Origin of the sequence: Fulvivirga imtechensis AK7, assembly GCF_000331535.1 — a bacterium.
Lineage (GTDB): Bacteria > Bacteroidota > Bacteroidia > Cytophagales > Cyclobacteriaceae > Fulvivirga > Fulvivirga imtechensis.
The window spans coordinates 34,502-56,690 of the sequence record NZ_AMZN01000068.1 but is presented as its reverse complement, the minus strand read 5'-3'; the positions used below and the strand labels follow the sequence as shown (position 1 = coordinate 56,690).

General features: G+C 42.4%; 19 protein-coding genes. 8 read left to right on the top strand and 11 right to left on the bottom strand.

Annotated elements, in window-relative coordinates; translation table 11 throughout:
- Positions 1-57 precede the first annotated feature (57 nt).
- From C900_RS19255 to C900_RS19235, 5 genes are all read right to left on the bottom strand, one after another.
- Positions 58-1,443 (bottom strand): sodium-dependent transporter, encoded by a 1,386-nt coding sequence (locus C900_RS19255; RefSeq protein ID WP_009581846.1) that lies wholly within the window; start codon positions 1,441-1,443, stop codon positions 58-60.
- A 110-nt stretch (positions 1,444-1,553) separates the two neighbouring features.
- The gene (locus C900_RS19250; protein ID WP_157494086.1) at positions 1,554-2,609 is read right to left on the bottom strand and encodes an alpha/beta hydrolase family protein; all 1,056 of its coding nucleotides are present in this window, start codon (positions 2,607-2,609) and stop codon (positions 1,554-1,556) included.
- An 87-nt stretch (positions 2,610-2,696) separates the two neighbouring features.
- A complete protein-coding gene (locus tag C900_RS19245; RefSeq protein WP_157494085.1) occupies positions 2,697-3,293 on the bottom strand; it encodes a Crp/Fnr family transcriptional regulator in 597 nt (198 codons plus the stop codon).
- Between the two features lie 34 nt (positions 3,294-3,327).
- On the bottom strand, positions 3,328-6,021 hold the full coding sequence (locus tag C900_RS19240; RefSeq protein WP_009581843.1) for an ABC transporter permease: 2,694 nt from the start codon (positions 6,019-6,021) through the stop codon (positions 3,328-3,330).
- 2 nt (positions 6,022-6,023) lie between these two features.
- On the bottom strand, positions 6,024-6,359 hold the full coding sequence (locus C900_RS19235) for a PadR family transcriptional regulator (RefSeq protein ID WP_009581842.1): 336 nt from the start codon (positions 6,357-6,359) through the stop codon (positions 6,024-6,026).
- Positions 6,360-6,607: 248 nt separating this feature from the next.
- Here C900_RS19235 and C900_RS19230 point away from each other — a divergent pair, with 248 nt between their 5' ends.
- From C900_RS19230 to C900_RS19215, 4 genes are all read left to right on the top strand, one after another.
- On the top strand, positions 6,608-7,057 hold the full coding sequence (locus C900_RS19230) for a MarR family winged helix-turn-helix transcriptional regulator (protein WP_009581841.1): 450 nt from the start codon (positions 6,608-6,610) through the stop codon (positions 7,055-7,057).
- A 7-nt stretch (positions 7,058-7,064) separates the two neighbouring features.
- On the top strand, positions 7,065-9,467 hold the full coding sequence (locus C900_RS19225; RefSeq protein ID WP_009581840.1) for a 3-hydroxyacyl-CoA dehydrogenase/enoyl-CoA hydratase family protein: 2,403 nt from the start codon (positions 7,065-7,067) through the stop codon (positions 9,465-9,467).
- A gap of 90 nt (positions 9,468-9,557) precedes the next feature.
- Complete coding sequence (locus C900_RS19220; protein ID WP_009581839.1) at positions 9,558-10,733, top strand: thiolase family protein; 1,176 nt, start codon at positions 9,558-9,560, stop codon at positions 10,731-10,733.
- Positions 10,734-10,878: 145 nt separating this feature from the next.
- Positions 10,879-12,708, top strand: a complete 1,830-nt coding sequence (locus C900_RS19215; protein ID WP_009581838.1) for an acyl-CoA dehydrogenase family protein — start codon at positions 10,879-10,881, stop codon at positions 12,706-12,708.
- A 430-nt stretch (positions 12,709-13,138) separates the two neighbouring features.
- On the opposite strand, the gene C900_RS19210 is transcribed toward C900_RS19215, so the two are convergent.
- Positions 13,139-14,032: a diacylglycerol/lipid kinase family protein gene (locus C900_RS19210; RefSeq protein WP_009581836.1), complete on the bottom strand. Its 894-nt coding sequence runs from the start codon at positions 14,030-14,032 to the stop codon at positions 13,139-13,141.
- Between the two features lie 123 nt (positions 14,033-14,155).
- Here C900_RS19210 and C900_RS19205 point away from each other — a divergent pair, with 123 nt between their 5' ends.
- Complete coding sequence (locus C900_RS19205) at positions 14,156-15,259, top strand: App1 family protein phosphatidate phosphatase (protein WP_009581835.1); 1,104 nt, start codon at positions 14,156-14,158, stop codon at positions 15,257-15,259.
- Here C900_RS19205 and C900_RS19200 read toward each other — a convergent pair.
- The 5 genes from C900_RS19200 to C900_RS19180 all read right to left on the bottom strand — a co-directional run bounded on the left by C900_RS19200 (position 15,256) and on the right by C900_RS19180 (position 19,797).
- Entirely contained in the window at positions 15,256-15,744 is a 489-nt protein-coding gene (locus tag C900_RS19200) for a hypothetical protein (protein ID WP_009581834.1), read from the bottom strand. The two genes, C900_RS19205 and C900_RS19200, sit on opposite strands and share 4 nt — an antisense overlap.
- Positions 15,745-16,416: 672 nt before the next feature.
- Positions 16,417-17,436 carry a hypothetical protein gene (locus tag C900_RS19195; protein ID WP_009581833.1) on the bottom strand — a complete coding sequence of 340 codons (1,020 nt, stop codon included), beginning with the start codon at positions 17,434-17,436 and terminating at the stop codon, positions 16,417-16,419.
- A 325-nt stretch (positions 17,437-17,761) separates the two neighbouring features.
- On the bottom strand, positions 17,762-18,175 hold the full coding sequence (locus C900_RS19190; protein WP_009581831.1) for a VOC family protein: 414 nt from the start codon (positions 18,173-18,175) through the stop codon (positions 17,762-17,764).
- A 28-nt stretch (positions 18,176-18,203) separates the two neighbouring features.
- Positions 18,204-19,124 carry a sterol desaturase family protein gene (locus C900_RS19185; RefSeq protein WP_009581830.1) on the bottom strand — a complete coding sequence of 307 codons (921 nt, stop codon included), beginning with the start codon at positions 19,122-19,124 and terminating at the stop codon, positions 18,204-18,206.
- Positions 19,125-19,197: 73 nt separating this feature from the next.
- Positions 19,198-19,797 carry a DUF6134 family protein gene (locus C900_RS19180; RefSeq protein WP_009581829.1) on the bottom strand — a complete coding sequence of 200 codons (600 nt, stop codon included), beginning with the start codon at positions 19,795-19,797 and terminating at the stop codon, positions 19,198-19,200.
- Between the two features lie 123 nt (positions 19,798-19,920).
- Between C900_RS19180 and C900_RS19175 the strand changes: the two genes are divergently transcribed.
- From C900_RS19175 to C900_RS19165, 3 genes are read left to right on the top strand one after another with little or no spacing between them, the layout of a single operon-like run.
- The gene (locus C900_RS19175; protein ID WP_009581828.1) at positions 19,921-20,487 is read left to right on the top strand and encodes an RNA polymerase sigma factor; all 567 of its coding nucleotides are present in this window, start codon (positions 19,921-19,923) and stop codon (positions 20,485-20,487) included.
- On the top strand, positions 20,471-21,001 hold the full coding sequence (locus tag C900_RS19170) for a hypothetical protein (RefSeq protein WP_009581827.1): 531 nt from the start codon (positions 20,471-20,473) through the stop codon (positions 20,999-21,001). The genes C900_RS19175 and C900_RS19170 overlap by 17 nt, the downstream gene beginning before the upstream one ends.
- Positions 20,964-22,115, top strand: coding sequence for a DUF4097 family beta strand repeat-containing protein (locus C900_RS19165; RefSeq protein WP_009581826.1), 1,152 nt, complete (start codon positions 20,964-20,966; stop codon positions 22,113-22,115). Before C900_RS19170 ends, C900_RS19165 begins: the two co-directional genes overlap by 38 nt.
- The last annotated feature ends 74 nt before the right edge of the window (positions 22,116-22,189 follow it).

Genomic DNA, 22,189 nt, shown 5'->3' with positions numbered 1-22,189 from the left:
TAATGAAGTATTTAATAGTGAAAAATTAAGAAAAAAAATTGAAAACCTTAGCCGATATTAGATAATGATAACCCCAAAAAATTTCTGCAGTAGTGTAAGCACAAACATTATACCCAATACTATTGGACAAATGACAGTAATCATAGTATTAAAGTACTTTTCTAAAAGTGACCCTCTGTAAGATGAATAGCCTTGTGCTATCTCGTCAGACATGTTTTTCGTTTTCCAGTGTCTGGCAATGAACACACTCAGCAAGAATCCTCCCAAGGGTAGACTGACTACGAAAAATACATCCTGAACAATATCCATGAAATTCTTTGTCTTACCCTCATAGAAGGTAAAATTGGTAAACAGGTCTGATGCACCATATGACAGCATACTTGGCAGGCCAATTATAAAGATCAGCGAAGCCATAACCGCAACAGCCTTTTTACGGCTCCATTTTTTCTCATCTACCAGAAAAGCTACCGGCACCTCCAAAAGAGAAATAGTAGAGGTTAATGCAGCAAAGCAAAGTAGGAGAAAAAATCCACCACCTACCAGCTTAGCAACGAGAGGAGGCATCGTTTGGAAAACACCGAGCAGCGCGATAAATACAAGTCCCGGTCCCTCACTTGGCGACTGCCCTTGTGAAAACACCAAAGGGAATATCATCAAGCCAGCCAGGAAGGCCACCATAGTATCCGCCACAGTCACTAAAGTGGCAGAGTTTACAATGTTGTCACTTTTGCTAATATAAGAGCCGTAAGTAATCAAAGCACCCATACCAAGACTCAGCGAGAAAAATGCCTGACCTAGTGCAGAATATATTGTAGCTCCGTTAATGAGACTAAAGTCAGGAAGCAGGTAAAAGCTTACCCCATCCATAGCATTAGGCAGCGTAAGTCCGTAAATAATAATCAGAATAAGAATACCAAAAAGAGTAGGCATTAATATCTTAGAAGTACCCTCTATACCTTTCTGTACACCGCGATATACAATAAAGGCAGTGATGATCATAAAGGCAATACTATAAATCAGGTTGTCACTATAGTCGGCAGTGTAATTATAAAAATATCCGGCAAAATCCGTTTCTTTAAGGAGGCCCCCAAAGCTTAGGTGCACAAAATAACCGAAAGCCCATCCTGCTACAACATTATAGAAGGAAAGTATCATTACACCACAAATAATACCGAATAAACCTACAAGAGCCCATGATTTTCCCCCAAGCTTGTTGTACGCACCGTAAGGGTTGGCAGCAGTATTTCTACCGACAGCTATTTCTCCGATCATAATAGGTAAGCCTATCAGAAATATCCAACCAACATACACCAGCAGAAATGCAGCGCCTCCATTTTGACCCGCTACGTAGGGAAACTGCCAAATATTCCCCAGGCCAACCGCTGACCCGGCTGCCGCAGCCACAAAACCAAGTTTACTGGAAAAACCACCTCTTACTGCCATATTAGTACTTTTTTAGTCTGTTAATCTAATAAAGGTGTCGAAAATAGAGACAAAAACTTTATAATCCAAATATTTGGATTCAGGCAGATAAACCCAAGAGGATGAAAGTATTACTTTTTGTGAAAAACGTCATGAAAGAAGCCCGTTGCTAATTCAATAGTCTCATTATGAATTTCCTTTCTGCTTACCGACTCATGATCACGAAAGTAAATAGGTGCTTCTGATTTTATCGCTTCCTTCGCCTCATTTAGAAACACATAATGACCAACTGCCCCTTCGAATAGAAAAAAACGCGAATGATCTATAAGCTCGTGATAATGCCTGGCATTTGTTTTTACAGGAGCTATATTGTCAGCCCGTGCACCAATAATAAACACCGGTACAGTTATATTTTCCATCTGACTCTCATCACTAAATCCCTGCCCCAATGCCGGTGACAGGGCCATCACAGCATCAATCCGACTGTCGCTAAGCGCGACAGGCTGATAGCCTTCCATTAAGTTTGATATAAAATTTTCATCTTGTAGAAGGGTAGTCAGCTCAGGAAGCTCAGGAATTGAAGCTTCCTTGTGTCCTTCAGGCGTTTTAACAAACTGAAACAATGCATTAAAATCCAGATCCCCTCCGGCAAGGGCCACTACAGTGTATCCTCCCAATGAAAACCCAATTGCACCTATTTTCGCTGTATCAACAAGAGCCCCGAAAGTTTCATGATCAAGCAGGGCTGTTAGCGCAAAGCTGATATCTTTTGGTCGCTCCCAATGTTTCAAAAAGTTTTCAGGTACTATATTATCAAATGTATTACCCCAATGATCTACAGCGGCTACAATAAAGCCTTCTTTCACCAAACCAGCGGCCAGCCACTCCATAGTAAGCCTTCCTCCTCCTGTGCCGTGCGACATCATGATCAGCGGATGCTTTCCATCTACAGGATCAGCATTGCGTATAGTAGGTGTTCGGAAAAATGGACCGTACTCTCGGGTTTCGTCATCTAAAGACGCTTCAGTGGGATACCATATTTCAGTTTTAACAGGCCTCTTTCTGGCACTGTCAATTAACGTCAGTGTCGCCTGACCGATATTTAAGGGTGCTGCTGGATCGCTTTGGGCAAATACTTGTGGTAAAGCTATATAAACAACAGAAGCAATAAATAAAATACGAAACATAACGGCATAGAATTTTAATGCATAGATAGCATCTCTTCCTCTACCAAACATTGACAAATATCAAAAAAATGGAGCATCACTATGCCTTTAGTCTTTGGACTTTAACCTGCTTAGGGTTTCTTGCGAGATACCCATGTAGTTGGCCAATATTTTATTGGGCAGCCGTTGTATAAGATGAGGTTCATTTTTCAGAATTCGCCTGTACCGCTCCCCCGCATTCATGGTCACAAAACTTTCAATGCGCTGAATGCTTTCAATATAATCCCTCTCCAGATCCTGCCGATACAGCCTTTCCCACTCCGGAATGGTCCGAAGTAAAGATTGGAAATCATCATAATGTATCTTCAATAAGGAAGATTTCTCCACCGTATCAATAAATGCCGAAGAAGGTTGTTGGCTAATAAAGCTGGGGAATGCAGTGGCAAACCGGTTCTCAAAAGCAAAAAAACGAGTCGACTCTTTACCATCATCCTGTACACAAAATACACGCAGACAGCCCTTGTTAATAAAGTATAAATAACGTGCCGTTTCCCCCTGCCGCAAAAGAACCTCTCCCTTCTTCGTCTCCAATGAGTGAAAGAGGGGGTCAATTTTATCAATCAAGGTTTTGTCAAAAAAACCTTCATTTTTAAGCTTCTGATGCAGGGCTTTAAACACTGTAATACGAATGATTTTCCGGATCACTAAAATCCGAAAAATCTTTTACTGTTTAATTAAACTATTCACTTCTCAAAGAATCCACAGGGTTGGCCTGTGCAGCCTTCACGGAGTGGTAGCCAACCGTTAGCCACGCGATGAGAAAGGCCATCATTCCCGCCAGTAAATAAAGACCAACACCTATTTCTACCCTATAACTATAGTTATCCAGCCAGGTTGACGATGCCCACCAGGCAATGGGAGCGGCTATAATAAACGCAATAATGATAAGCCTGCTGAATTCCTTGGAAAGCATAAAAACGATTTTGCCTACAGACGCACCCAGTACCTTTCGGATACCGATCTCCTTTGTACGCTGTTCCGCCATAAATGAGGCCAGAGCAAATAAGCCGAGACAACCTATAAGTATGGCCAATCCGGCAAAAATAGTGAACACGCTTGCCAGGCGCTGCTCAGCACGGTACATATTACCGAAATCACTATCTAAAAATGTATAGTTGAAAGGCAGTTCAGCCGTAAATTTCTTCCAGACATCCTCCGTAGATGAGATCACTGTTTGGATATCGCTGGTACTGAATCTAATAGCCAATGTACTCACACTAGGTCGAAGTCTCATCCCCAGACGTCCAATATTTTCCTTCATTGATTCAAAATGAAAATCCTTCACCACCCCTATCACACGATAGGTGATGAGCTTGTCCGGCCGAGTTTGTCCTGTGGCATAATCGTAGAAAAAAGTCTGAATAAAATTTTCCTTGCCTTCCTCAAAGCCATAAGCTTTGAAGGCTGCTTCATTTAGTATCACTGCATTTGAGTCAGAGGCTATGTCTTTATTGAAGTTTCTTCCCAGCACCACTTCCATGCCCAAGGTAGATATGTAACCTTCATCCACATCCCATATTTGCATATTGACCATGTTATCTTCGGTGGGCTCCAGGCCCTGCTCCCAAAAGCTCATATCACTTCGGTTGTAGCCCTGCACAGGCATATATCCGGAAATGGAGACATTTGCTACATTGGGCAACTGTGATAATTCTTCCTTAAAAGCAGCCATTTTAGTACCAAGCATATAAGCATCATTTACCAAAAGCACCTGCTCTTTATCATAGCCAAGCTTTTTGCTTTGTATGTAGTTAAGCTGCTTATAAACGGTAGCCGTAGCTATGATCAATAAAATGCTAATGAAAAACTGAAATACCACTAACCCGCTTCGGATAAAGCTACTGCCCGTGCCCAACGCAAGCTTACCCTTCAGCACATTAATAGGTTTAAAAGCGCTAAGGAAAAATGCCGGATATAACCCCGCGAGTATCCCTATAAATAAAGCACACCCCAATATGATTGCATAAAATGTTAAACTATCAACAGGCAGAGCCATATTCTTCCCGGCAAGCTCATTGAAAAAAGGCAAAGCGATGGACGCCAAGGCGATTGCCAAAGCAAACGCAATTAAACACAGCAGAATCGTTTCGGTGAGAAATTGCCTGACCAAATGAGATCGGAATGAGCCTAATACCTTTCTTACCCCGACCTCCTTAGCACGATTAGAAGAACGTGCTGTCGACAGGTTCATAAAGTTGATACAAGCAATTACCAAAATAAAAATGGCAATGGCCGAGAACATATATATGTAGCTTATATCTCCAATAGGGCCAATATCGAAAATGAAATCCGAATGAAGATAAATGTCATTAAGCGGCTGAACTTTGAAGTCTATTTTGTTTCCCCCTTCTTCAAACTCCTTCATCGTTTTGCCTATGAAGGCTATCAATTGAGGCTCAATGTAGCCCGCAGCCATAGCATTCATTTTTTGATAAAAATCACTTTGAGAAGTACCCTCTCTTAATAATACGTAGGTATAGAAGTTGTTACTTAACCACTCGGTATTTTTGCTTTCTTCCAGAGACGCCATCGACATCAAAAAATTGAATTGTAAATGGCCGTTTGCCGGCATATCTTCATAGACAGCCGTCACGTGATACTCCTGGGCCCCGTCAAGGATCATGGTTTTTCCAACCGGATCTTCGTTTGCAAAATATTTTTGAGCAATAGAACGGCTAATGGCCAGACTCATCCGGTCTTTTAATGCAGTTTCGGGGTTTCCTTTTAGCATGGGAACAGAGAACACCTGAAAGAAATCTTTATCGGCAAAAATCAACTTATGCTCTTTGTAGCTCTCCGTCATTTGAGGGGTGGTGACCAGATAGCTGCCTCTACTGCGGAATCTCACTACTTTTTCTACTTCGGGCAGGTCAGTAATAAGAGCCGGAGCAAGTGGGGCCGGAGCCACCGGAAAAACATATTGATTGCCACCATACGCACCATGACTGGTTAAGCGATAGATGCGATCTTTTTTTGTGTGGTAGTCGTCATAGCTGAGTTCATCCATGACAAAAAGCGTTATTACCAGGCAGCAGGCCAGCCCCACGGCCAGGCCGGCTACGTTGATAAACGAATAGAATTTATGCCTCGATAAATTCCGCAACGCGATTTTGAAATAATTCCTTAACATGATCTTTGTGTTGTTATTCGATAAAATGAGTGTTTGACTTTGAATGTGTTGTATTTGTTGTTCGGAGCCGAATCTTTCTATCACCTGGTCATAGGCATCGATGAATCTAGCGCCATCTTCCATCTTTTTCTCAACCAATGTGCAGATGTGATCCAGCAGTTCTTCCTCCAATTGATCGTAAACGATCCCACGGTAGTTAATATCCTTTTGGATATAATCAATCTGATCAGTAGAGAGCTCCATAACTAAAAGGCTGGATCAATTTGTAATACCCGGTGCATCATTTGAATGAAATTGGTAAACTCATCCATCTTTTCTGCGGCTGAGGATTGACCGGCTTCAGTAAGCTTATAGTACTTTCTCACCCGCTTTCCCATCGTCACCTTCTCTGTTGTCAACAGCTTTTCAGCTTCCAGCTTATGAAGTGTAGGGTACAAGGCTCCTTCTGTCAGCAGCATTTCACCCCCAGACAACTCCTTCACCCGTTGAGTTATTTCATAGCCATACATTTTGCCCTGATCAGCCAGAAGTTTCAGGATAATCGTCTGTAGCGTGCCCTTAAGAAGTTCCTTTGAATGCATAATTCCCTAATACATTGGTCTCTTATGTATTAAGACGTAGTTCTCCCCAGATGGTTGCATGACCGGAATATTTTCCCATTTAAACGCTACAAGGCCGACTTTTGAGCAAGGCTAAATTTTATTCACAATTAGTATGCATGCATAACAAATTTTACTATATTTGTTATCCGTCAATTGCGGAGGCTATATATGGTGTTTTTCAGTTTTTCTAAAATAAGCTTTTGTAATTGATATTAAGATACAAATAAATGAAAAGAGAAGAAACCATTGATCACAATATTAAAACGGCATGGCATGCTATATCACGCATGTACAATCAGCAGGCCGTTAAGCAGGATATCACCACATCTATTGGGTTCGTTCTGCTCAATATTTCTTCAAAAGAGGGAACCCCCGCCACTAAAATAGCTCCGCTTATGGGGCTGGAGGCAAGGAGTCTTACCCGTGTGCTAAAAAACATGGAAGACAAAGGCCTTATCTACCGCCAGCCGGATGCCAATGATAAACGTTCGGTGCGCATATTTCTTACAGAGAAGGGAAAGGAGAGAAAGGGCTTTTCCAGAAAAACTGTGTTGGCTTTTAATGAAGCCGTACGAGAGCACATCCCTGAAGACAAACTCAAGATCTTTTTTGAGGTGATCGGGGATATCAACCGAATTATAGAAAAAAGTAACATTTACGAAAACGAAAAACCATAAAACAACAATGACCAGAAGAATTAACAAAGTAGCAGTGCTAGGTTCAGGGATCATGGGATCTCGTATAGCTTGTCACTTCGCGAACATTGGAGTAAAAGTGCTGTTGTTAGATATCGTTCCCAGAGAGTTAAGCGAGGATGAGAAAAAGAAGGGATTGACAATGGACAGTAAAGCGGTAAGGAACAGGATCGTCACCCAGGCATTCGAGTCCGCTGTTAAGTCAAACCCCGCTCCTCTATATGACAATAAGTTCGCCAGCCGTATCTCGCTGGGGAATTTTGATGACGATATGGAGAAGATCAAAGATTACGACTGGGTGATAGAGGTAGTTGTGGAAAACCTGGACATCAAAAAGAAGGTGTTCGAGCAGGTAGAGAAATACAGAAAGCCGGGCACGCTCATTACTTCTAATACCTCGGGTATTCCCATTCACCTGATGCTTGACGGAAGGAGTGAAGATTTCCAGAGACATTTCTGCGGCACGCACTTCTTCAATCCTCCCCGCTACTTAAAGCTGTTGGAGATTATCCCAACCCCCAAAACCGATCCTGAGATTACTGACTTCCTAATGCACTACGGAGATCTGTACTTGGGAAAAACTACTGTATTGTGTAAAGATACTCCAGCATTTATAGCAAACAGAGTAGGCATTTACGCTATACTGAAAGTTATCGATTCGATGCAGAAGCTGGACCTGAACGTTGATGAAATAGATAAATTGACCGGTCCGGTGATCGGAAGGCCAAAGTCAGCCACTTTCAGGACATCAGATGTTGTTGGTTTGGACACCTTAATAAAAGTAGCTAATGGCTTATACCAGGGCCTGCCCAATGACGAGGGTCGGGACACCTTTAAATTGCCGGATGTTGTCGCCAAGCTCGAAGAAAACAAATGGCTGGGAGATAAAACCGGACAGGGTTTTTATAAAAAGACAAAGGATGAAAAGGGTAAAACACAGATACTTACCCTGGATCTTAAAACACTGGAATACAAGCCCCAGCAAAAGGTAAAATTCGGCACACTGGAAGCTACCAAACCGATAGACAATCTAAAGGAGCGGTTTAAGCCGCTATTTGCCGGTAAGGACAAGGCGGGTGAGTTTTACCGCGACTCATTCTATGCTCTCTTTAAATATGTTTCCAACCGCATTCCTGAAATAGCCGATGAGCTGTATAAGATAGATGATGCCATTTGTGCGGGATTTGGCTGGGAAGTAGGTCCTTTTGAGACCTGGGATGTGCTTGGGGTGAAGAAAACGGTGGAGAAAATGGAGGAAATGGGCTATAAGCCTAACCAATGGGTGTATGATATGCTGGATGCAGGTATCGAATCTTTCTATACCGCCAAAGACGGAGTAAGAAATTACTACGACATTGATTCCAAATCTTATAAGCCTGTTCCCGGGGCTGATGAATACATCATCCTTGATAATATCAGGAAGAGCAAAGTATTATGGAGCAATGCCGGCTCTACCATCTTCGACCTTGGTGATGGTGTATTGAACGTGGAGTTCCATACTAAGATGAACACGCTTGGAGGAGAGGTAGTAGAAGGCATCAACAGGGCTATAGATATGGCTGAAAAAGATTATCGTGGCCTGGTTATCGGCAACCAGGGAGCGCAATTCTCTGCCGGAGCTAACCTGGGCATGGTGTTTATGTACGCTATTGAGCAGGAATATGATGAAGTGGATTTCATGATCCGGCACTTCCAGAACACCATGATGCGGGTACGCTATTCATCTGTACCGGTTGTAGTAGCCCCTCATGGACTAACCCTGGGAGGAGGTTGTGAGATGACAATGCATGCCGATGTGGTTCAGGCTGCTGCCGAAACCTATATCGGTCTCGTAGAAGTTGGTGTAGGTCTGATCCCCGGAGGCGGTGGTACCAAAGAGCTGACCAAGCGTGTTTCCGATGCTCTTGAAGAAGGCGATGTAGAGCTAAATGCACTGCAAAATGCCTTTATGAACATTGCTACTGCGAAAGTAGCTACCTCGGCTCACGAGGCCATTGGTATGAACATCATCCGCCCACAGGACAGGATCACCATCAATAAAGACCGACAGATTGCCGATGCCAAAGCCACAGTGCTTGAACTGGCCAATGCTGGTTATACCCAGCCAATACAAGCCACAAATATCAAAGTCCAGGGTAAAACCGGTATGGCTTTATTCATGGCGGGTGTCAACGGCATGCGCATGGGTAACTACATCTCTGACCATGATGTGAAGATCGCAAATAAGATTGCCTACGTCATGTGCGGAGGAGACCTCTCTTATGCCCAGGAAGTATCAGAACAATACCTCCTTGACCTGGAAAGAGAAGCATTCTTATCCCTAACCGGCGAAAAGAAAACACTGGAAAGGATACAGTCGATATTGACTACGGGGAAAGCACTTAGAAATTAGTCATTGGTTACTGGTCACCAGTGACTAGTGGCAATTGACCAATGACATTGAAAAGTACACTATTTCAAAAGAACAAAACGCAAGACAAAAATGGACGCATATATAGTAAAAGGATTTAGAACAGCCGTAGGAAGGGCAAAAAAAGGTGGGTTTCGATTCACTCGCCCTGATGACCTGGCGGTGGATATAATTAAGCATTTGATGGCCTCGATCGATGGCCTCGAAAACAGCATGGTAGATGATGTGATAGTAGGTAATGCTGTGCAGGAAGCCGAACAGGGCATGCAGATGGGTCGTATGATCTCTCTCATGGCACTGGGTGTGGATACTCCCGGTATGGTGATCAACCGGTACTGTGGATCCGGCCTTGAAGCTATTCACCTCGCCTCCGCTAAGATCAATGCCGGTATGGCCGATGTGGTGATAGCCGGAGGGACAGAATCTATGTCTATGGTACCGGTTATGGGCTTTAAAACAGCATTGAACTACAACATTACCTCTGAGCATCCTGACTACTACACCAGTATGGGCCTGACCGCTGAGCAAATATCTCAGCAATGGAAAATATCTCGTGAGGATCAGGATGAATTTGCCTACAACTCACATATGCGTGCAGTAGCAGCGCAGAAAGAAGGAAAGTTCAAAGAGGAGATACTGCCTATTACAGTAAAGGAAACTTTCGTAGAGGACAACAAGAAAAAGACCCGTGAGTATGTGGTAGATACCGATGAGGGTCCCAGGCCGGAAACAAGTATGGAGGCGCTTGCGAAGTTGAAGCCTGTATTTGCTGCAGGAGGTTCAGTTACTGCCGGAAACTCTTCCCCTACTAATGACGGAGCTGCTTTCGTGGTAGTAATGTCAGAAAGAAAGGTCAAGGAACTCGGGCTGGAACCTGTAGCTCGACTGGTGAGCTATGCCGTGGCCGGAGTAGAGCCGCGTATCATGGGTGTAGGCCCGACTTACGCCATTCCCAAAGCCCTGGACAGAGCCGGATTAAAGATGAAGGATATTGACCTGATAGAGCTTAACGAAGCCTTTGCCGCACAGTCATTGTCCGTTATCCGGGATCTTGACCTGGATGGGTCCAAGATAAATGTGAATGGCGGAGCCATCGCACTGGGTCACCCCCTGGGAAGCACCGGAGCACGACTCTCGATCACTCTATTGAATGAAATGAGAAGAAGAAAAGGCAGCAAATATGGAATGGTAACAGCCTGTGTCGGTGGCGGACAGGGTGTGGCAGGGATTTATGAGTTTTTGAAATAGCTATCTGGTCACTAGTTACTTGTCACTGGTTGCTTGTGATTAGCGACCAGTGACTAGAGACCAGTGACTACTCGATATAACTTAAAAGCATTAAACATTAACAACACTGGTGAGACTATAGACTCACTACTAAAGACTAAATACTATGAGTACTACAGCAACAGACCAATCAAAGGAGATACCGGCCGGAACTAAGTCGGCTATTAAAGGAGGGGAATTTCTGATCCGTGAGACAGAAGCCAATGAAATATTTACACCTGAAGAGTGGAGTGAAGAGCAAAAAATGATCGCTCAGACATGTAAAGACTTCCTGGAGCAGGAGATCAATCCCCGTTTGGATGAAATTGATTCTATGAAGCACCCTGAGCTAATGCCTTCGTTATTAGATAAAGCAGGAGAGCTGGGCCTTCTTGGCACATCCGTACCCGAACAGTATGGAGGGTTCGGTATGGACTTCAATACTTCCATGCTGGTAGCGGAAATATTAGGCGCAGGCCATTCTTTTGCTGTTGCAATTTCAGCCCATACAGGTATTGGTACATTGCCCATCTTGTATTATGGCAATGAGGATCAAAAGGCCAAGTACCTTCCAAAGCTAGCTACGGGTGAGTGGAAAGCATCTTACTGTTTGACAGAACCTGATTCGGGATCAGATGCGAACTCAGGAAAGACAAAGGCCAAGCTAACAGATGATGGTAAGCATTACCTTATCAATGGCCAGAAAATGTGGATAACCAATGGTGGTTTTGCAGATATTTTCATTGTATTTGCCAAAATTGATGATGATAAAAATCTTTCTGCATTCATTGTTGAGAAAGATTTTGGTGGCATTACCATGAATGAAGAGGAAAAGAAGATGGGTATCAAAGGGTCTTCTACCAGACAGATCTTCTTCAATGACACGAAGGTACCTGTTGAAAATCTTCTTTCTGATAGGGAAAATGGCTTCAAAATAGCAGTTAACATCCTGAATATCGGTCGCATCAAGCTCGGTATTGCCGCTATTGGAGGCAGCAAAGCTATTATTAACAATGCTGTAAACTATGCTAACGAAAGAAAGCAGTTTGGAACTTCCATTTCAAACTTTGGCGCTATCAAACATAAAATAGCAGAAATGGCGGCTAAAGTTTATGCCTCTGAATCTGCTCACTACAGAGCCGGTCAAAATATTGACGATGCTTACGATTCGTTAATTGGCCAGGGCACGGATCCTGCACAGGCCAGATTGAAGTCTGTTGAGGAGTTTGCTATTGAATGTGCGATCCTTAAAGTCAATGGCTCTGAAGTACTGGATTTCGTTGCCGATGAGGGCGTCCAGATCTACGGAGGTATGGGATTCTCAGCCGAGGGTCCGATGGACAGGGCTTACAGAGATGCACGCATCAACAGGATCTTTGAAGGCACCAACGAGATCAACAGGATGTTGTGTATTGACATGCTGCTGAAGCGTGCTATGAAAGGCCATCTGGACCTGATGAGCCCCGCTATGGCTGTTCAAAAAGAGCTCATGTCTATTCCTGACTTTGGAGCATCGGATGGTGAAGAGCTATTTGCCAAAGAGAAAAAGGCGCTCCGCAATCTGAAAAAGGCAGGTTTGATGGTAGCCGGTGCTGCAGTGCAAAAACTTATGCAAAAGCTTAGCGATGAGCAGGAAATACTAATGAACCTGGCCGATATGTTAATAGAAGGCTATGTGGCCGAGTCATGTTTGCTTAGAGTAGAGAAACAGGCAGGTCAAAAAGATGCTGAAGCAGTAAGCATTGAGACGGATATGATGCGAATTTACCTGTATGAAGCTATAGAAAAGGCCGCTGCTGCCGGTAAAGAAGCTATATATGCATTCGCAGAAGGAGATGAGCAGCGTATGATGCTTATGGGGCTAAAGAGGTTCACCAAAATGGAGCCACACAACCTTAAGAACGCCAGAAGAAGGGTGGCAGATCATGTGATCGCTAAAAATCAATATCCTTTCTAAGATCTAACACCTAAACCTAAAATAAAGGTCATGACTGGTTCATGGCCTTTTTATTTTAATGTGAGTTCGATATAGTAGAACCGATTAAAGGTATGCATATCAACTCCCCCACTACCGTCATCCCGGACGTAACGCGGTGAAGATCCGGGATCTCCTCGCTACCGGCAGTGTCCGGGTTTCAACTTCTGCCGAGGATCAGGGGATCCTGAAGGATGACGTAGTGATCTATGATTCCTGTTCCTCCTCTGCTTCTTCTGTGGTTAATGATGGTGTAATGTCATTTATCCACAAAATCAACTGAAGTTGTTGGATACCCCTAACTTAATGGCATTGATTGAGATATTAGTATTGAGTATTGAGACTGGAGTATCACATTTTGTAGTTCGCATTGCCATTCTTCTACTCATTACTCATGACCTTTATATCAAACTCACGTTATTTTAAAATAAGGGGACACGATAACGGGTAGCTGTTTTTGGAGCATTTTTACGTATACTGTTTTGAAATCACCTATTACCTCACCATCTATCTGTAAGGGCACTGCCTTATGGGCTTTAACGGTGATCTCCGTTGTTGAGAAGATCTTCACATAGGGAGACTTTTTCATTCTGCCGGTAAAGAAATCAAAGGTAAGGCGAAATATGGCATACCAGGGATAAGGTTTAAAAATGCAAACTTCAAATTTGCCATCATTGATAATCCCTTCAGGATTTACAACCGCTCCTGTTCCATATCTGGAGGCATTGGCGAATACTACCATTTCGGCTCTTCTTCTAAATTTATTTCCCTTGAGGTTAAAAGTATATCTGCGAGGGCTCTTTTTATGGAGCGTTTTAAAGAAATGCGTCAGGTAGCCCAGCTTACCCCTCACCCTGCCCTGGTCAAAATGCTTAATGAGTTTGGCATTAAAGCCAACATCACTCAAGTGAAGCGAGATGTATTTTCCGTTTATTTGTACGATATCTATAGGGAGCACATTATTCTCTTTAATGATGTCAAGGGCTTTTTTTATATCGCGGGGTATAAGTAACTCAGCAGCCAATCCGTTGGCCGAGCCAAGTGGTATAATGCCTAGTGTAATACTCTTTTTGAGAAGTGCCTGTGCCACCATGTTAATAGTACCATCACCACCACAGGCTACTACAGTATCCGGGGCAACCTGTTCCATCTTTTTATGAATGCGATCAAAGTCATTTTTACCTGTCGTTTCCATTATCTCGCCTTGCAGATGATTATTTTTACAAAAAGAATAGATCTCCTGGTGCAAGCCGGTTTTGTCTCGTCCTCCGGAAATAGGATTGATAACAAAAAGTATCTTATTCATAGATAGCTAAAAAGGAACATTGGGATACCATTACAAGTTATAGAATAAAACTGTAGGAGCATTAAAAAGTTTATTCGTAAACCGATCAAAAAGCTTTCTCTTCGCCTCAAGAAGAGCCTGGGATTGCTGTCTCCTCCTGTGATCCTGCCTTACCGAGGATACGGTACCCAAAAGATTGTACACATCCGGGGGCACGTATTGGATGATCGCGTTTTATATGAAGCATTTCATGATGATAAGCGCAGGAAAAATATCCGGGCAATGATCAGCCGCTATGTGAGTAGCCCCATCCCTGACATACGCGTGGAAGTAAACCTTTTTGGTCATGATAAAGTAATGGTTACAGACCCCCGGGGATACTTTGAAACTACATTTAGGTTTAAGCAACCACTAAGCCAGGCCGGTTGGCACAAAGTACGGTATAAAGTGTTGGATAAAATTGTTGAAGAGCAGGAAGAACTGGAGATCGAGGATGAGGTATATATTCATCATGGAGGTTCGTCCTATGGTATCATTTCAGATGTAGATGACACCATACTGATCTCTCATGCAACACAAGTTTTTAGAAAGCTACGCCTGATCCTCACAAAAAACTCAAAAACCCGGCTTCCCTTTACCGGAGTAGCCGCTTTTTATCACGCTCTGCAAAATGGCCCTGAGGCTGATGTAACCAACCCGATATTCTATGTCAGTAGCAGTGAATGGAATCTATACGACTTCCTCGATGATTTTTGCAAAGTAAGAAGCATACCAAAAGGGCCTTTTCTTCTTCAGGACCTGAAAGTGAACCTTTGGAAGCTTATTAAATCAGGCGGAGGCACTCACATACACAAGCTAGAGAAAATCCGGCATCTGATGGTCACGTTTGCTGACCTGTCATTCATTCTTATTGGTGATAGCGGACAACATGATAGTCTGTTGTATGCCGAAATTACCAAAGAATTCCCAGGAAGGGTTAAGGCCATTTATATCCGCGATGTGTCATCATCGAATAAAGACAAGAAGATCAACAGAATTGCCAGCGAGCTAAAAGAGCATGATGTAGAAATGCTATTGGTAACCAATACCGCGGAAGCTGCAAAGCATGCCTTTGAAAATGGGTGGATCACTAAAGATGAATTGGAAAAGGTGATCAAAGAAACTCATGAAGAGGAACAAAAAGCCGAATCCCTTGCCGGTCAGCTCCTGGAAAGGGATCCAAATCAAAAAGATAAATCAGAGAATTAAGCCAACAACTCCCTTTCTCTAACACCCACTTTGCCGGGCATTAACATATCGAAGTCATCATGAGGAGTATGTTTTTTTAAAGGCTTTCTCTCTTTCAAAAGGGCATAATTTCTTCGGTTGTAAAACTTGTCAGGATTTTTGTATTGATAGTGATAAATTTTTGTGGCCCTTGTTTGTCTTACTTCCAATGTTTTGGAATCGTTAATAAAAACAGTGAACTCACTTCTGTACCCGGCGCGTATGCTTAACTGTTCGCTTGCTACGAATAATTCCGGCCCATTAAAAACTTTGATCTTCACCTGATGTACACCACCTTTTCCTTCAACTTTCACGAACTGTTTTGGCACAGAATTTACCACCTTTTTGTCGATGGTGACCTGTATTTTCTGCCCGTCAGCCGTTTTGAAAGTTGCTGCAGCCATAAGTGCCATGGCTTCTCCGCATACTACCCCTAAACCCAAAAGTACAAGTACCACTTTTCGCATAATCGTCACATTTATAGATTAAAAAATTATTTTATGTTCCTTTCAAAGACAAAAGCATCAATTGCTGTGCCAACTTTTAAAAAAGTGACATAACCTACTAATTCACAGATTATTATCCCTTAAAACAAAAAGCATTATTGACCACTTTATCCTATCCTTGTAATAATATCCTTAATTATAGATTATGTATAATTACGAAGGGTAACCGCAATTGTTGTTCCTCAGCAGCCATGGAAACGGAAATTCACAAATAAAAATTTCATTATTATGAATATTCTTTTACCAGCAATGCCGGGAGATTAATCATTATCCTGTTTTTATAGTATTTCCATTTATGGCTAATTCTGGCAGCTCTCATAGATACCATAAGAAACTGATCTGGATCCTGGCAATTCTACCTGTTTCCTTTCCTGGGTTTCTATTCTCTATTTTTATTTTAGCTGGTAGCCAGGTAATGCTCAGTCGGCAATCGGCAAGTAAGCAAAGGCAATAGACAAATGATCAGTCCATAAATAACAATTATCGGAAAAAGCAGTGGGTAGGGCGGTTTTGCTCAAACGCATGATATCGCCTCACAGATTAATCTGTTATGGCTGACTGATATCGTCCCTTAAATTGAGATACAACAAGTCGGAAAATAAAAGTTACAAACCTCCTCTCCGCGCTCAGCTATCACTTCCTCACCAGTTCGTTCCTAAGGTTATCAATATAGTTGGTCAATGCCTGCTGCCAGGTAGGGGCTGCATCCCACTTCTTGCCTAAAAAAACATTGCCTGAATAGATATGTTTGATATAGAACTTATAAACCGGGATATCAATACTATACGAATTTACACGAACCTGGCCATCTTTTACTACCTCAGACACATAAGCCGTTTCGGTGTCAGTGGTATTATAACCCAGCATTTCCTTTACTTCTTTGCCGGTGGTGTGTACGTAATACAAAATATATTGATAGCCATCAGAACGGAGTTTTGTATCCCCTTTGTTTGCATCTACAAAGCCGTATTTGTACGGATAATCTGCCATCACCTGGTTAATCTGAGCAGTATCAGCAAAAGGTACTATGGCAAGCCTTTCGGAAGAAAAATTCAGGTCATAATACTCTCCTCTTCTGCCTTTAATCGGACTGGTCATCGTGCCAAATTCCGGAACTTCCAGGATAAGCAGGTTTTCTCTTGCCTGTGCAGAATTAGCTGCTGCTTTGTACAGGTTGTTCAGCGCCATCGCCAGATCAGCATGCTGAGTTTGCCAGGCCTGCTGGCCTGATTTTATCAATGGGTCTCCATCGTTCATTTTGGTGAGTACGATCCTGTAGTTTGCCGCTTCCTGCACCAGGAAAATAATATTTTCCAAACCTCGTTTTTTGAAATCTTCCATAAACGAAAGATAAGGCTCTTTACCACTATAAATATCTTCTACATAGTAGTATACCACTGCGTCTATGCCCGCTCTTTTAAACCCTGGCTGTGCCTGCTCGGCCAACTTCTTCCAACTACCCCTAAGGTATGGCTGTGTGCTTTTGGGCGGCACCTTCACCAATACCAATGATTTTGTCTGCAAAATTTCCGAAGGAAGCTCTGCTCCATATTGCAAAGAGTCGAGTATTTGAGCTACATTCACTTCCTCCTGAGCCTGTACAGACTCAGAAAAACAGAAAAGGGCCAGTAGCAAAAAGTAGAATTTGGGCATTGTCAAAATAATTAATAGTACTCCACTTCAAACCAAAAAATGCTTTAAGAAAGCATACGCCTAGCAGCAACGGCATAAGTAGTATTATTCAAATAACGTGGAAAAATTAAATTATTGAAAATCTAGCCGGATTTAATTAGTGTTTGTAAGAAAACGCTAAGTGGCTTTAAGAAATGAAGTTCCAAAAAGCGGATTCCCGTACAGTTGTTACAGTTGTCGGGAAAAGCATTTTTGGGGCTGGCGTAACGCAGACATTGGCGTTTTCTTAGAGACACTAATTAGCAGGAGCTTTTAACAATTAGCTTCTGATACATCACCTCTTAGATCAGTGGGCAAAGATCTGACTTTTATCTTTGAAGGCTTTGAATTCCAGAGCATTGCCACTGGGATCAAGAAAGAACATAGTCGCCTGTTCGCCCACTTCTCCTTTAAAGCGAATATGTGGTTCAATAATGAAACTGATCTGATGTGCTTTTAATTTTTCCGCCAGTTGTTCCCATTCGCCCATTTCCAGTATAACACCAAAATGCTTTACAGGCACCTGATCTCCATCTACTTCATTAGTGTGGTCTGAGCCCGCCTCCTCGGGCTTCAGGTGTGCTACTACCTGATGCCCGAAAAAATTAAAATCTATCCATTTATCGGAGCTACGTCCTGTTTCGCAACCCAATACTTCTGTATAAAATTTTCTGGTAGTTTGCAGGTCGGCTACCGGAAAGGCCAGGTGGAACGGATTCATGTTTTTTAAATGTTTGTTTATAACAAATCTATGCTGATTTGGCCCGAGGCTCCAAAATTCCCGCATCAATATTTTTCTGAAGAGCCTCCTTCTTCTGCGCAAGTTTGCTTGGCCGGCTAAAAGTCACCATCCAGGCCTCCTTCAATGATTTGGAATGCTTAATATCTTTAACAATGTCCATCCATTCATGAAAGCACAAGATTACCGGATTGTAAGAATTTACCGGGGTGGTAATCCCGTAGTCGGCCTGCTCTTCCTCAGGCTGAAAAGTACCAAACATCCGGTCCCAAATAATAAATGTAGATCCGTAATTTTTATCGAGATACTTCTCATTCCTTGCATGATGCACTCTGTGATGAGATGGCGTGGTAAAGAAAAATTCTATCGGCTTGGGCAGCTTTCTAATGTACTCTGTATGTATCCAGAACTGGTATAAAACTGCTATTTGATGGCATATGAAGAATACAACAGGGTGAAAACCTGTTAACGCCACCGGAATAAAGAATATGATCTTAATATGCTGCGTCCATCCCAACCTAAAGGAAACAGACCAATTGTATTTTTCCGAATTATGATGAGTAACATGGGTAGCCCACCAAAAACGGTTTTCATGAGCTATTCTATGTGCCCAGTATCGCCAAAAATCGATCCAGATAAAACACAGCACATAAGCCCACCAGGTGTGTGGGATAGTCCAGGGCACCAGGTTATAAAAAAAGAGAATGATACCAAAAGTAATAACTTTGATCGCAGCGCTTATACCTACATTTACAAGACCTATGACCGTAGCGGCCAGGGTATCTCTTTTGTCATAAAGTTCACGCTTTTGATAAGCACTTACTATCCACTCCAGCGCCACCAGGGCAAACATCACAGGGGCTGCATACACAATAATCTCAGGCAGGTCCATCGCCAATACATGTTCTACACTTAGCTTTTCTTTCTCCATTGAATTACAAAATAAAAACTCGTCAAACTTGAAAGATACGATATTGTAAATGATATATAGAAAAATAAATGAATTAATTAGAAATTCTTACAAGGTAAACTGTAGCCAGTGGCAAATTCAGTGTGGCTTTATCGCATTGGTCCCCGTCAAAATAATAAATATTTCTGCGGTTATCGGGTTTAATGAGTTCAAATTGCCGTTCATTTACCTTGCTTATAGCAAAAAAGGAACCGTGTCTTTCTGAAAAGATCCTTGAATTTCTGGGCCTGTTGAAATACAAAGCAGCTATGCTTTCGTAGATGGGGGCCGACTGCTTCGAGGTAGTTTTATCCTTTTTTATTAGATAGGTTCCATTTTCATACGTGGTGCTGGTGGTGGTATTTCCTTTGTCGTTAAGAAAACTTTCGGTTCGGGCATCCACCAGCATGTCATTTTCGTATTCTGACCTATAGTAAGCATAGTGATTAAAACTGAAGAGCATATTAATGTTGGTGCGGCTCTCAAGTTGGTAGATAGTTTTCGAGCCGACATTTTTTCTTTCTGCAATCAAATATCCAATGGAGTCATCTTTATATTCCACCCTGTAAACGAGCTTTTGTGCCACTGACGGGGTGATGAAACTTAAAAAAAGAATTAATGCCAACATGTTGATAAAAATATTTCTCCATTTCATGAGCATCGCCTATAGATTTGCATTACAACATCGCAACCTGTAAAACGGTTTTTTTTTATTTTTCTTATCAAGAAAGGAAACCTAATATAAAAACGCTTGTCATTACCATAACAAACAGAAAAGGTGGAGCCCGGACAACAGACTATTCATAAATATCTGGTGCAGCGTAGCCAGCGTGGGGATAAGCAGGCGCAAAATGAGCTCTATAAGCTTTATGCCCGGGCTATGTATAACATTTGCCGCAGAATGACGGGTAATGATGAAGACGCGAAAGATGTACTACAAGAGGCTTTTATTACCGCCTTTACAATGATCCGCTCTTTGAAAAACGAAGCGACCTTTAGCGCCTGGGTCAAGCGTATTGTCATCAATCACTGCCTGAATCATTTAAAAAAGAAAAGGCTGGCTACTGTGGATATTGCTGATAGCGACAATTTTCAGGAAGATGTTGACAGCGATCAGGATTATGCACAGTATGAATCGAGGCGGATACTTGAAGCTATAGATCAAATTTCCGATGGGTGTAAAACGGTGCTGAACCTGTACCTTTTTGAAGGTTATGATCACAAAGAGATAGGTCAGATCCTGGGTATTACTGAATCTGCGTCAAAGGCGCAGTATAGTAAAGCCAAAAGTAAAATAAGAAAAATTCTGGACGTAAACAGAAGAATACATGAACGACAGGCTTAAGGAAGAAGTAGAAAAAAGAAGGTCAGCGTTTGATCTGCATGAACCGGACCTTGACCAGCTATGGCAGGGTATCGAAGAGGGTGTAAGACAAAAGGAACGTCATTCGTTGTGGAGATCGGTAATGAAAATAGCCGCATCGCTGCTCTTGTTGTGCTCTCTTGGTATAGTGATTTGGTCGTATAACAAAGGATATGAAAAAGAGGGGTATGCGCTTCATGATATTTCTCCTGAACTGGCGGAGACAGAATATTACTATTCACAACTAGTGGATGAAAAGCTCAGGGTCATCAGGGCCAGTAATGCCGATGTGGATGAAGAAGTAATGAAAAACCTGCAAACACTCGACAGCGCCTATCAGGATCTAAAGAAAGACCTGAAAGATAATGTAGACAGTGAGGAAGTGATTAGCGCAATGATCAGCAACTACCGGATCAAGCTAAATATTCTTGAGCAAATATTGACTGAAATCAAACATCATGATCAAAAGGAACAACAACAGGAAGTTAATATTTAGCTTCATATTCTATACATGCTGCCTTTATGCAGTAGCAGGGCCGGATAACGATGATACCAGGCTTACAAAGACCATTGATCGCGATTTTATTATGCCTAAAAATGGCTACCTCGAAATCATCAACAAGTATGGTCAGGTAGTGGTCAATACCTGGGAAAAGGATTCTGTAAAGGTGAGCATAAAGATCACTGCCTATGGCAAAGACTATAACGATGCTGAAAAAATGCTGGCTCGCGTGGATATAGATTTTAGAAAGACAAACCCTTACCTGACCATTGAAACCATTCTCGATCGCAAGTCTGGATTCTTCAAGGAGGTATGGAATAACATCAGTGACTACTCAAAAACATTACTTAGTAAAAACAAGCTGGAAATCGACTATGAAGTATACATGCCTGTATCAATGAACCTGGACCTCGACAATAAATTCGGTGACGTTTATCTACAGGAGCTCAAAGGGAAAAGTGACATCAGCGTGATGCACGGCAATTTGAGGGCTAATAAATTTCTGGCCCCTGCAAAAATAGAGGCCGGTTATGGAGACGTGAGAATAAAAGAAATAACAGCAGGACGGGTATTATTTAAGGCAGTAAAGGGAGAGATCTTAAAGCTTGGCGATGTAGATGTAAACAGCAGCTCATCTGAGGTGGTGATAAAAGAGGCGGACAACCTGCGGATAGACTCCCGGAGCGACAAGAGATTTTATATTAACCGGGTAAGCCACCTTCGTGGAAAGGGAATGTTTTCTCAGATTACATTAGAAGAGCTGGGTAAGACCATGGATATTAATTTAAACTATGGAGAAATACAGGTGATGCTGGTCCAATTCAGTTTTTCAAAGATCAATATAGAAGCAAAATATGCCGATGTGGCGCTTGATTTCCAACCTAACAGCTATGTCGATGTGAATATCACGGCTCCTGGGGCAACATTATCTATACCAACCGATAATACCCGTCTGGATAAAAGCTATGTTGATGAGAAAAAGAAGTATGTACGCCTGACTGGAACAATAGGCACCAAAAACAACTATCCGGGATACTTACAAATTAATTCGTCCGGGGGAGAAGTCTCCATTGACCTCTCAAGCATGCAACATTCCGTTAACAGATAAAGAGAAAATGCACCAATGGGAGATTTGTGACTATAAATTGTGCACTTCGGTTTCCGACTCGGTCTTTGAGCCAT